11 protein-coding genes are annotated in these 12,783 nt (G+C 52.9%); all 11 read right to left on the bottom strand.

What is annotated here, in order from left to right; translation table 11 throughout:
- Positions 1–2: 2 nt before the first annotated feature.
- The gene (rng, locus tag EZV72_RS01690; RefSeq protein WP_137165604.1) at positions 3–1,469 is read right to left on the bottom strand and encodes a ribonuclease G; all 1,467 of its coding nucleotides are present in this window, start codon (positions 1,467–1,469) and stop codon (positions 3–5) included.
- A complete protein-coding gene (locus EZV72_RS01685; protein WP_137165603.1) occupies positions 1,466–2,047 on the bottom strand; it encodes a Maf family protein in 582 nt (193 codons plus the stop codon). Before EZV72_RS01685 ends, rng begins: the two co-directional genes overlap by 4 nt.
- Before the next feature lie 27 nt (positions 2,048–2,074).
- Complete coding sequence (gene mreD / locus EZV72_RS01680) at positions 2,075–2,557, bottom strand: rod shape-determining protein MreD (RefSeq protein WP_408640826.1); 483 nt, start codon at positions 2,555–2,557, stop codon at positions 2,075–2,077.
- Positions 2,547–3,431: a rod shape-determining protein MreC gene (mreC, locus tag EZV72_RS01675; protein WP_137165602.1), complete on the bottom strand. Its 885-nt coding sequence runs from the start codon at positions 3,429–3,431 to the stop codon at positions 2,547–2,549. Before mreC ends, mreD begins: the two co-directional genes overlap by 11 nt.
- Before the next feature lie 42 nt (positions 3,432–3,473).
- Positions 3,474–4,517 (bottom strand): rod shape-determining protein, encoded by a 1,044-nt coding sequence (locus EZV72_RS01670; RefSeq protein ID WP_137165601.1) that lies wholly within the window; start codon positions 4,515–4,517, stop codon positions 3,474–3,476.
- A 304-nt stretch (positions 4,518–4,821) separates the two neighbouring features.
- Positions 4,822–9,864: a LamG domain-containing protein gene (locus EZV72_RS01665; RefSeq protein WP_137165600.1), complete on the bottom strand. Its 5,043-nt coding sequence runs from the start codon at positions 9,862–9,864 to the stop codon at positions 4,822–4,824.
- Positions 9,861–10,331: a pilus assembly PilX family protein gene (locus tag EZV72_RS01660; RefSeq protein WP_137165599.1), complete on the bottom strand. Its 471-nt coding sequence runs from the start codon at positions 10,329–10,331 to the stop codon at positions 9,861–9,863. The genes EZV72_RS01665 and EZV72_RS01660 overlap by 4 nt, the downstream gene beginning before the upstream one ends.
- Positions 10,321–11,166: a type II secretion system protein gene (locus EZV72_RS01655; RefSeq protein WP_137165598.1), complete on the bottom strand. Its 846-nt coding sequence runs from the start codon at positions 11,164–11,166 to the stop codon at positions 10,321–10,323. Before EZV72_RS01655 ends, EZV72_RS01660 begins: the two co-directional genes overlap by 11 nt.
- Positions 11,166–11,708 carry a prepilin-type N-terminal cleavage/methylation domain-containing protein gene (locus tag EZV72_RS01650; RefSeq protein ID WP_137165597.1) on the bottom strand — a complete coding sequence of 181 codons (543 nt, stop codon included), beginning with the start codon at positions 11,706–11,708 and terminating at the stop codon, positions 11,166–11,168. The genes EZV72_RS01655 and EZV72_RS01650 overlap by 1 nt, the downstream gene beginning before the upstream one ends.
- On the bottom strand, positions 11,698–12,252 hold the full coding sequence (locus tag EZV72_RS18695; RefSeq protein ID WP_137165596.1) for a type II secretion system protein: 555 nt from the start codon (positions 12,250–12,252) through the stop codon (positions 11,698–11,700). The genes EZV72_RS01650 and EZV72_RS18695 overlap by 11 nt, the downstream gene beginning before the upstream one ends.
- A gap of 22 nt (positions 12,253–12,274) precedes the next feature.
- Complete coding sequence (locus EZV72_RS18690; RefSeq protein WP_137165595.1) at positions 12,275–12,775, bottom strand: prepilin-type N-terminal cleavage/methylation domain-containing protein; 501 nt, start codon at positions 12,773–12,775, stop codon at positions 12,275–12,277.
- Between the last annotated feature and the right edge of the window lie 8 nt (positions 12,776–12,783).

Below are 12,783 nucleotides of genomic sequence, written 5' to 3'. Positions count from 1 at the left end.
CCTTACATCATGACGACGTCGTATTTGTCCTGATTATACAGCGGCTCGGTCTGCACCTTGATTTGTTTGGTCACAAACATTTCCAGTTCAGCCAGCATGTGGGATTCTTCTCCCAGCAGGGCTTCAACCACATTGGGCGAGGCGTACACCACAAACATATCCGCCGCATAAGCCCGGTTAACCCGCACAATTTCGCGCATAATTTCAAAACAAATGGTTTCGATGGTTTTCACGGTACCGCGCCCCTTGCATACCGGACAGTCGCCACACAGTACATGCTCAAGACTTTCGCGGGTGCGCTTGCGGGTCATTTCAATCAGGCCCAGTGAGGTAAACCCGTGAATATTGATTTTTGCCCGGTCTTTACTGGTTGCCATCTCCAGACTATGTAAGACACGCCGTTTGTGGTCCTGTTCCATCATGTCGATAAAATCAATCAGGATCATGCCGCCCAGATTACGCAGCCGCAACTGCCGGGCAATGGCCAGGGTAGCTTCAATATTGGTGTTAAAAATAGTTTCTTCGAGGTTACGATGACCGACAAATGCCCCGGTATTGATATCAATGGTCGTCATTGCCTCGGTCTGATCGATAATCAGGTAGCCGCCGGATTTTAAGTCGACCCGTCGCTCCAGCGCGCGCTGTACTTCATTTTCCACATCGTACAAATCGAATATCGGACGCTCACCCCGGTAGTAGTCGAGCTTATTACTCAGCTCCGGCACATACTCTTTGGTGAAATCGACCAGCTCCTGATACGACAGATTTGAGTCAATCCGGATCCGGTCAAGCTCAGTGCCAACAAAATCACGCAGCACGCGACGGGCCAGAGGCAAATCTTCATACAGCACATTCGACTTTTTCTGTTTCATGCGCTGCTGAATTTTGTTCCAGAGCCGGCGTAAAAAGGCGGCATCCTGAGACAGTTCGGTTTTGCTGACCCCTTCGGCGGCAGTACGCAGAATAAAGCCACCATCTTCGTCACAAAATTCCTGCATCAGCGCTTTGAGGCGCTCCCGTTCAGCCTCATCCTCAATACGCTGCGATACGCCCACATGGGTAACACTGGGCATAAACACCAGATACCTGGACGGAATCGTAATATCGGTGGTTAGCCGGGCGCCCTTGGTACCGATGGGATCCTTGACCACCTGCACCACAATCTCCTGCCCTTCACGAACCAGCTCACGAATATCCTGCTTCTGAATATGGCTGGCCATGACCTCTCCAACCAGCTCGTTATGAAACACAATGTCTGATGCATGTAAAAAGGCAGCCTTTTCCAGTCCGATATCAACAAACGCCGCCTGCATACCTGGCAGTACACGGCTGACCTTGCCCCGGTACATATTGCCGACCAACCCTTTTTTGGTGTGCCGCTCAACATGAATCTCCTGCAATATTCCATTTTCAATCAGGGCTACCCGCGACTCTGAAGGAGTCACGTTTATCAGTAATTCAGCACTCATGGGGTGACTCCAAATTCATTTAACAGACACTTGGTTTCATATAATGGCAAACCTATCACCGAACTCACACTGCCTTTAACCGATTTTACAAACTGACCGCCAATGCCCTGAATGGCATAGCTGCCGGCTTTATCAGCCGGCTCGCCGGTCGCCCAGTATTGCTCAATATCCTGGTCGGTCAAAGGAGCAAACTGTACTTCGGTGGTGACGGTGATGGTGTGCTGGCGCTGTCCCTGAATCACACTGACGGCGGTAAGTACCTCGTGGGTATTACCCGACAGTTGGCGCAATGTAGCCAGACAATCCGCTTTATCTGCGGGTTTGCCTAATGGCTGTTTATCAAAAGCTATCAGGGTATCGGAGGCCAGTATTACCGCTTTTTCAGACGCGCTGTCCAGCCGCTGCTGAGCGGTTAATGCTTTTTGGGCGGCCAGCCGGGCCACCATGGCTGCCGGTGTTTCATCCGGCAGTGGCGATTCGTCAATATCGACAGGAAACTGCCGGTGGCTGAAGCCAATCTGGTTAAGCAGCGCCGTGCGCCGGGGAGAGGCTGACGCTAAAATCAACACCGTAGACATACCCGTTCCTCTTCGTCATTGTTGTTATCAGGTCACGCTGAACTGGCGGCGAAACTTACGTAACAGCCAGAACACCCATGGCCAGAGTACCATGGTTGAAAATACGGGCCACAGAAAAGAAAACTGAAAAGGAATGTCGGTCAGAAGGTGCTGAATCCAGAACAATACCAGATGATACAGTGAACTGAGCAGGCCAATGATAATCGCCTGCTGCCAGACCGAATAGTTGCGCAACCGCTGATAATTGGCAGCCAGCACATACACACTGACACTCAGTGCCAGACAGTGAATACCCAGCGCGGTGCCCAGTAATACATCCATGACCAGCCCGGTTAAAAATGCCACGCCAACATTGACCCGGTGAGGCAATGCCATCGACCAGTATGCCAGCACCACCAGCGCCCAGTCTGGCCGGTACAGATCCGCTTCCAGCGGCATGGGCATAATTTGCAGAACCAGCGAAATCAGAATCGTCGCGGCAATGACAAAATGTCGCGGTTTAATCAACATGGGCGATGGATTCTCCCTGACCGGCCTCGCCAGCATCTTCAGGCTGACGTGGCGCATCATCCGGCCATAATAAAAGTAGATATTTCAAACGATCCAGCCTTGCCAGAGGCGTAGCCCGGACAGTGGCAAATGGCCGGCTTTCATCCCGGACCACCGATTTTACCCGGGCCACCGGGTAACCTTCGGGAAACACATCGCCCAGGCCAGAGGAAATCAGCAAATCGCCTTCACGAACATCCACACTGTGCGGCACATGGTCCAGCAGCAGTTCATCCAGCGAGCCGTTGCCACTGGCAATAAATCGAATGTTGTTGCGTACCGAGCGAACCGGAATGGCATGGGTAACATCAGAAATCAGCATAACCCGACTGTTGGTAGAGCCCACTTCCATCACCTGCCCGACCACGCCACGATCATCTAACACCGACTGTGACACATAGACACCATCAATGGCGCCTTTGTTAATGACAATCTGCTGGCTGAACGGATTGTTATCCACCGCCATCAGCTCTGCCACCATTTTGTGCATGCGCGGCTCAGTGGGCACATCCAGCAGTTTTCGCAGCTGGTCGTTTTCGGCCTGTAACACTTCAAAGCGCTGCAAGCGCTCATTCATTTTCAGGTTCTGATTGGTTAAACGGGCATTTTCAGACATCAGGGCCTGACGTGATGTCAGTTGCTGAGCACTTTCGCTAAGCAATACGCTGGGCAGGTTAGCCAGATACTGAACCGGGCTGACCAGCGAGTTTAAATAAACCCGGCCTGACTGAAATGCATCTAATTTATGGTCCGCAAAGATCAACAAAACCGACAAGGCTACAGCGAGCGCGAGTCGGTTGTTAAGCGAGGGGCCTCTGGTGAATATCGTATCCATGCAAGCTTGCAAAGGTCTGTGTTACCGACCTCTGCCTGATACTTATTCGAAGGTGAACAGGTCGCCGCCGTGCAGGTCGATCATATCGAACGCCTTACCACCACCGCGGGCAACACATGTCAGTGGATCATCGGCGATAACCACCGGAATACCGGTTTCTTCCATTAGCAGGCGGTCCAGATCTTTAAGCAGTGCACCACCACCGGTTAACACCATACCACGCTCTGAAATATCCGAGGCCAGCTCTGGTGGCGACTGTTCCAGTGCCACCATCACCGCTGACACAATCCCGGTCAGTGGTTCTTGCAGCGCTTCTAAAATTTCATTGGAGTTCAGGGTAAAGCCGCGGGGTACACCTTCGGCCAGGTTTCGACCACGCACTTCAATTTCACGTACTTCCTCACCCGGATAAGCAGCACCAATTTCGTGCTTGATACGCTCGGCGGTAGCCTCACCAATCAGTGAGCCAAAGTTACGGCGTACATAGTTGATAATGGCTTCGTCAAACTTATCACCACCAATGCGCACAGAAGAAGAATACACCACACCATTGAGTGAAATAATTGCCACTTCGGTGGTACCACCACCGATATCGACCACCATGGAACCGGTTGCCTCAGATACCGGCAGACCGGCACCGATTGCTGCGGCCATTGGCTCGTCAATCAGATATACCTCTCGGGCACCGGCACCCAGTGCCGACTCGCGGATGGCGCGGCGCTCTACCTGAGTCGAACCGCACGGTACACACACCAGTACCCGGGGGCTGGGGCGTAAAAAGTTGTTATCATGAACCTGCTTGATGAAGTGCTGGAGCATTTTTTCAGTAACAAAGAAATCGGCAATCACACCGTCTTTCATTGGCCGGATGGCGCGAATGTTTCCTGGAGTCCGTCCCAGCATGCGTTTGGCTTCAGCCCCGACCGCAGCAACGCTTTTGGGGCCACCCGCACGTTCCTGACGAATTGCAACAACTGATGGTTCGTTAAGAACGATGCCCTGATCTTTCACATAGATCAGCGTATTAGCTGTTCCGAGGTCGATAGACAGATCGTTGGAAAACATGCCTCGAAGCTTTTTAAACATGAAATGCTAATTCCTGTAACTGTACGCTGGGCGACGTGTTCGGGTGAGGAGTTTACGCACCAGCAAAGAAGAAGATAACTATCCGCACACTTTAACAACGGGGGCAGATTTGGGCAAGTAAGGAGCAGCCGTAAGTCACGTTATTTCCCGTGTTTTTTGCACCATCAGACGATAGTGGTAACTTACTTGTGCCAAGCGAACAAAAAACAGCCAACCACACTGCAAGCCACCGCTTAAGGACAATCATCCTGATTTATTTATTTTCTCGTTTCACCCTTCTCTGGCAGGCTTAGACCCTGCCCGTTTAAAAACGTTCACGCCAGTGCAAAGTTCTTTCGTTTCCACGGTACAGCCCGAATGACACCGCCGCTTTGGGGAAATCGCTGGCATCAATAACTCCATCCAGATTCCAGTCGATATTCAGATATTCGCTCCAGCGCTCCCCAACAGCACCGGGTATAAGGGTTACCGCAATGGTGCCGCGCTGTCCGTTGCCACTGCCATCCAGGGCGGGGCCGACAACAAACTCACCATCGGCTGAACTGCCCTGATTCAGCGTGCTGGTCACGCTCAAACTGGTAAACGCGCTACTGATATCGGTTTCCTGACTGCCCTGCGAGGCATTGGCCACACCAATTTGCCCATTGTTCTGGGCCAGGTTCAGCGTAGTACAGCTGTCACCCTGAGCCAGTAACCAGTTGCCACCATCATAGTATTCGGTGACGACCGGAATGTTCAGGGCTTCATTTTCCGGCCCATAGGCATTGTCCAGTCGCAGTCTGCCATAATGCAGCTGTGCGCCCTGTATACTGCTGATGGTAAGCGCCTGACACGGTGAGCTACTGTCAGCCCGATAACAAACGCCATCTGCATCGGTCAGTGCGGTGGCCGGCACATTCGCGTTAAGGCTGGCGGCAAACGGCGAGCCGCCGCCCGCACCGGGGCTGACCGTAGCAATCTTGGCATAAGTAAACTGCGGGCCGGTCAGGGTCACCATGCCTTGTCCATCAAAATTATCCGTGCCGGTGACCAGCGCCTGCATGGCGGCGGTGTTGGTTGTAACCGGCCCGTTAGCCGCATAGGCTGATGTTCCCAGCGCGCTGAACCCGGCAATCTGAGCACTGTCTGGCGCTAATTGCCACAGTCCGCTGTCGTAGTTGGCGGTGACCTGACCCAGTGCATTTAATGCTGTGACCTCAATCTGCGGCTCTGCCCCCAGCTCAAAGCCAAATGGCTGGCCTATATAGGTAATGGCACCACAGCTATCAGCCAGCTGACCTGGCTGCGTCACCTGCGCATCGAAATAAGCCGGAATAAAACGCGACAAGGCAACCGGGGAGCTGCTGATGGTATTGCCCAGATAATCAGCATCCTGAAACAAGGCCTCAAAGCTTCCCGCCTCATCAAAGTAACTGTTGGTGTATTCATATACGCCGTTATTAAAGCCGCTGAGGGGAGCATCGCTGAAGGTACTGTCAGTGCGGCTTTGAATGACCTGACTGTCAGACAGGTGCCACAGGCCGTCCACTCCATCAAGCGGTATCTGACGATTCAGGCTGGCTTGCAACTGACCGGCCTGATAGCCAGGTAAGACGGCCCCCTGAGCGCCAAGCGCACTGATGGCGATAGTAAACGGTGCACCGGCAGGCTGCGGGGAGGTCATGACCGGTTCAAACAGCAGACTGGCCGGTATACTGTCAAAGGTGGCTGTGCCACTGTTAAACGGAGTCTGGTCGATTTGCGCCGATGCGGTTAACAGCAAACGCCCGGCATCAGCGTACTGATATCCGGCCAGACTGGTTTTTCCTTCTTCATCAAAGGTCAGCGTCAGCTGACCACTGTTCTGCCCGCTACCATTGCCGGTAACCGGCACGCCGGCAAACGGCATCTGACACTGCTCAGAAGAATACGGCGCACTGGCATCATTGTAACACTGGTAGCTAAAATCAATCGTTTGAGCGCCGTTTAACAACGCCTTGCACACGCCGCCCTCATCTTTGGCTGCCCACAGGCCAATCCGGCCAAGGTCGGATTGCGCGATGGTATCAGGCAATAAGGCAGCAGAGGTTGTGGTATCAAAAAACACCAGACCGGCGGCACTGAACTCGATTTCACAATTATTGGTACAGATAAGCGGAGTCTGGGCGGCATAGTCTGGATCAGTACCGGCGACTCTTAACGATACCGTTTGCTCGTTGCGCTGACGTAATGTGGTGGTCAGCTGACCGGTGAAGGTCACCGGATTACCATTGCCCCATTCCCCGTTATTAAGCTGCACGGTGACCGGCTGACTGACCAGTTCACTACAGGCCTCATTGGCACAGGCTTTAATCACCACTGGTGCAGCATCACAGGTCAGGCTTTGTGCCGGATGCGTCAATTCGTAATGATGCACCCCGGTACACTCCAGCACATCGTCAATGTCGGCCAGTACCTGAGTCCGTGTTTGAAGATAGTTATAAACACGAATATCATCAAACTGACCATTGGCTGAATTACCGGTCATTGCTCCTACCAGGTATAAAGAGCGATTGTCACCAAAATACAGTGAGTTCAGTGAACCGAGCTGCGAGCCTCTTAATCTGCTGGCCTGGTTGGTTATCCAGTTGACGGGGCTACCATTAATAAACAGGGCCTGTTCATTGGTCACCACATCAAAGCTAACCGCAATATGTACCCACTCCCCGGCCGCAAAATCAAGCACATTGCTAAATACCTGCAAGTCGCCATCATTACTTTCTTCGAGCCCGAACCGGAGTTGCCCTGTATTGACCAGGGTCAGATGGAAATACTTGTCACTATTGGCATTGTTGCGGTTAGGATTGCGCCGCTCAGATGCATCAAATAACTGACGATTGCCACCGCCTACCCAGGGCTCATTGCTGCGATACCAAAAAGAAAGGGTGCCCTGCGTACCGATATCATTCATATCAAACCGGGTGTCGGCGGCATCGGCTGTACGAGCGTCGGTATTAAGTGGAATGTCCAGAACGGCACAGGAAATCGGGTTTTCAGGCAGGATTCTTATGGCGCTGCCTACCAGCTGCCCCGTTTGCAGGTTTACCGAGTCATCGTCTATATTGTTTTGCTGACGATCGGTTTCTTCGAACCGGTAAAACAGAATAGCATCGGTTATCTGACAGCTTTCACAGGTATACTGACTGGCATTGTAGAGGCTCTGCACATCTGCGCCTGATAGCTGACCGGCATACAGCCTGATCTCATCCATCACCCCATCAAAAAAATTCAACAAGTCAGCAGGCTGGGACCTGTCGGGCGTGAGCTGATTGACCGAGGCCCCGAAACGCCACGGCTGCGTGTTGGCTGACATGGTAAAAGGGGATGGATAGCCTCCGATATAATTACCATCCACAAAAACCTCAATACCATCAGGCCCCCAGCTGTAGGCCAGCTGATGCCAGGTTTCGCTTTCAATTAACGCTCGATTGGTGACCAGCACCAGCGACTGCTGATCAAAATACTGCTCGAACCGCAGCCGGCCATCTGGCTCAACAAAGATACTCAGATCCCCATTGGCGGCGCGTTCATCGCCCGTATTACTGTGATCTTTTGAAATCAGTGCCTGACGTGCAGCCCCGTTATTGTTCAGAGTCTGCGCGTTAAACCACAGCACCGCTGTTCCTTCAGACAGCGCATAGGCAGAATTGTGCGGCACCTCGACCAATCCCGAGTCACCATCAAAGCCGATTCCCTGACAAAAACGGGCAGACTCTTCAACCTGTGAGCCACCCCGGGCGGTACCATTTTGCACGCCCTGAACATCCACCACATCGTCGGCACCGGTCAGGCTACATACATCAAAATCCCAATGTGAAACCAGCTCTGTCTGAGTCTCACACGACACACAGGTTTCAGCCTCTTTACCAAACAGACTTTCAATCTGGGACCCGGACAACTGCTCGTCATACAATTGCACATCATCAATTTTGCCACGATAAAAATCGGTTAGCTGGGCAGTAGCAGCGCTACCGGAAGCGGTTAGGCCAGCATTGGCGGCCAGCACAATCGGCTCGCCGTTATTCAGGATGCCACTTGTCAGTTCGATATTACTGCCAACCAGCGCAGCATTGATGAATAACTGCATGCCCTGCGGACCAAAGGTATAAACCAGATAATACCAGGTGTTCTCCTGTATTCCGGCATTGGCGTTGATCTGCCTGGTGGCAGCCAATGAAGAATGGGCAACGCGAATCGCCCCGTTTTGCAGCAGGCTAATGGTAATGTGATCGCTCAGCCCCTGAGCATCTTTGGAAAACAAAGCCATACCACCGGCAGAACTGCGACGGCTAAACTGCAGATTATCGGTATTAAACCAAAAGGCAATTGCGCCTTCGCTTATCGCATAGTCCGTGCTGTGGGGCAATAATATCGTATCGTCATCCCCCCTAAATGAGCCAGCCTGGCAGAACCGCCCATTATCTTCAACGCCGGGGCTGTTCACCCCCTGCCCGTCGTTGCCTGTAATCAGTTCAGGAACCTGGTTGTCGTCTCCGGCCAGAGTACAGACATTAATCGGCCAGTGGGCAACCGGCGATGGCACCGTGACCGTTGCTTCACACAGACCACCAGCCGTAAAACGGTCAAATGACGCAGTATCATATTCAATCACGGAGCTGTTTTTAAGTTCGATATCCCTGGCGCTTACCGCTCCCAGCACACGGGCACTGTTATCCAGTGTGATCGTGCCCTGACTGAATATAAATGCGGATGTATCGCTACTGTTTTTAAACCGGGCGCTATCGTAATTAATGATGGTGAGCTGATCGCTGCTACCGGCGCTGTTCATCTGCGCACCGTTGTTCACATCCAGGGTATTCACATACAATAATACTTCTTCGCCCGGCGCAACAATCAGGCTCGCCCCGTTGCCCAGGGTCAGGGTATCAATCCAGTACACCCCGCTGGCCAGTACGACCTGCGCATCCTTACCTAAGTCCAGTGAACTAATGCGGTATTCACCAGCATTAAAAATGGCAGTGTCGGCATTTTTCAGACTGAGCTGGCCATAGTCGCCTGGCGAGAACACCGCCGGATAGGCGGTTTTATCTTTTGCCGTCACCGCTGAATTTTCAAATGCAGGTAAGACTAATGGTTCGGCAGTCTGTCCGGACGACTGGCACTGTGAGCCGTCGCAGGCTGTATCTCCCCCGGTGATATTCGGGGCATCCAGCGAGCCATCAGAGCCGATGACCTGAGAATTGTTTTTAAAATCAATAGTACCGTCTGCAAAGGATGAGCTGGCGGGGTCCGGAAACACCGCGGTACACTCCTGAGCGATACTGGCCCCGGTAAATATCAGTAACACAACGGCGTAAACCACTTTCATAATGCTACTCTGGCCATGGCGTCCATCGACACGGTTCTGCTTACCCACACATCACCAGCCTGGCAAATACCTGTACTGGAAAAGCGATAAAAGTAATGGTCCACCCCGGCTTTTATCACATCCTGTGTGGTACAGCGGGCGGTATAGAGGCAACTTTGTAACCCGCCACGTTGCGAAAAGCCTGCCGGACTACTGATGGCGGTGTCACATTGCACTGAGTCATTGCCAAGCGGAAATGCCTGCGTGGCTACCTGCTGTAAACCACTTTGCGCCGCCATCATTGCCCGGGTTCCCAGCACTTCATCCACCACAGAGCGGCTTGATGCACCGATAACGTTAATCATTGTCAGGCCAAGCAGGGCCATTACCAGCATAATAAAGATTGCCATGACCAGCATACTGCCGCGCTGCGCCCGGCTGGCACTGTAAAGCAGCTTGCTGCTGGGCATAGAAGATTTAGGGCACATTATTGGAATGGACCTCCTGCAGGTAATTCAGCGGCTCTTCATTAATTGAGAAACGCAGCCTTAACTGCACCGACGCATTGCGCTGAAGGTTGGCGGCATAAACCTGGAATGGATCATCACTGCCAGCAGCGGTGGCCGGGCTGGCAGACAGGGTATTGACCAGATTGGCAGCCAGTACATCGGCAGAAGCCGGCGCCAGCGGCTGAGTGTCACTGATCGCAGAGGCAAACCGCACCAGCCGGTTATTGGTTACACAAAAGCTGACTGCCTGCGAGACCAGATACAAGCGGCTGGCCGGCGAGGTCGTGGCAAAGCCGTCAGCCACATCCAGCTGCACAATACCATCGCTGTCATCCAGGGTGTGACAGGCACTGTCAGCCCCATCGTCACTACAGCTGTTCACCGTCTGAATCCGGCCTGAGCCTGACTGATAAATATCTTCCGGGCGCACCGAATACACCAGCGCCCGGGTGCCTGTGCCAATCACATACGGATTATTGTCGATATCATGCATGGCTACCACATCCACATCGGCGCTGCTGCCAGCGGCCGGCAACGAGGTATACACGGTGCTCCAGTCAACCGGCACAAACTGCAGGCAGTGCATTGCCCCGTTGCCGGTAATACGAAAACTGTTGGGCGCAGCATTGCGTAACTCACGTTTCATGCGCTCCAGTGCAAAGCGGCTTTGCATCAGCACTTGCTGGCGATCATTCACATCGGTAAAAATGCCCATGGCGCTGCGCACAAAGTTGGCGCTGCCAATACTGAGCACCCCCAACACCACAATCACAGTGATAAGTTCCACCAGAGTAAAACCGCGCTGACGACGCATCAGAAATTCCACCGGTAAAGTGCAAAACGCACCACATCACTATCTGGTGTGGTTACATCAATAGTAATCAGTTTGGCGGTACTGGCGCTGGTGTCTGCCACCCCGTCCATATTGGCATCGTAGATAACCGAGACACTGGCAGCATAGCCGCTGTAAAGGTTACGCCCGTTAACCTCTATGGGCTGATTATTGCTGTTGGTAAAGTTGTCACCGGACTGGGAAAAATTATGATAGTCGTCTACATCATTATAAGTCGCCCGGCTTTCGCCAGGTTCCGGGCCAAGTGCAACCGGCGCTGTGCATGGCTGGGCTTCATCGCAGCGCGCCAGTGAGCCTGAGCGGCTGGCCACCTCGTCAAAGGCTTTACTGAAAATTTCATCGGCCAGTGACTGGGCAAATGCGGCGGCCCGAATCTGAAACACTGGTGATACACTTTGCCGGGACTGACTAACCACCATGGATGACACGGTGACCAGTACAATGGAAAACACCACCATGCCAATAATCAGCTCAACCAGGGTAAAGCCTGCTTTAACACGCATGAATCCACCCCTGAGAGGTCACACAGACCGCGGCCGAAGCCTGCGCGCTAAAGGTAATGGTACAGCCGCTGGCCGTAGAGCAGTCGGCGGTAACGGGGCGCCCCAGATTATCAAAGCCCAGCGAGGAAATTGCTGTGCCGGCGCTGTCCAGAACCGACATGGTCACACCGTCAGCCTGTATCTCGCCAGTGTCAGTACGCAGGGCTTCAGGCGCAGAAAAATCAATGGTGTTCTGGCAGGTGGTAGCCTGATTGACCGCTGAGTAGTCCATGGTGGCAGGTCCGAATGCCGGGTCACTGCCGGTCGCAAAGTTCAGCTGGTGGCAAAAGCCGGTGCGGGTGTCCTGCATGGCTTTGTACTGCATGGCGCGCAGTGCTGCAAGCACCCGCTTCTGGTAGGTAAATTCGGTATAACCGGAGGTATCAGCAAAACGTGGTAATGCCACCACTGCCAACACCCCCACAATCACAATCGTGACGATAAGTTCGACCAGAGTGAAGCCTGCGCTGGCGCGCGCAGGTGCTGATGAAATTGCTGCCTTCACAACCGGTTACCATGACAGGTAATTAGCAGCCACCGGTCTGCGTGACGATAAGCGGAGAAGACCCCGCCGTAGCTGGCTCAGTATAAACTACCTGGCACTGTAGGCTAGCATCGTCACTGGCATCAGTACCTACCGGGGTTAGGGTAAACTGTCCATCGTCTGGTGTAGCAGGATCGACTTTCCAGTCTGTTGCAGACAGATCAGTAAACAGATTCAACATTGTAATAGTCATGTTATCGGCTTCAGGATAGCCAAAGGTGACATTCACATTATTGTTGGTTCCATTGACCGATACAGCCGGTGCTGACGTACCTTCAAATTCGGTTGTTTGTAAGCCCGCAATTGCGGCTTTGGCATACACCAGGTTAGAACCGCCCTGTAATGCGGCCTTAGCACCTTCTAGTGTAGACTCACGGGCATCCGACTGAATATCAATAAACCGGGGCGCTGCCGTTACAGCCAGAATCCCTAAAATAACAATAACAATTATTAACTCGATTAATGTAAAACCACGCTGCTTCATACTGCTTC

This window comes from Salinimonas lutimaris (assembly GCF_005222225.1).
GTDB classification, from domain to species: domain Bacteria; phylum Pseudomonadota; class Gammaproteobacteria; order Enterobacterales; family Alteromonadaceae; genus Alteromonas; species Alteromonas lutimaris.
The sequence above is the reverse complement of the archived record's forward strand: the minus strand, read 5'-3'. Positions and strand labels throughout refer to the sequence as shown.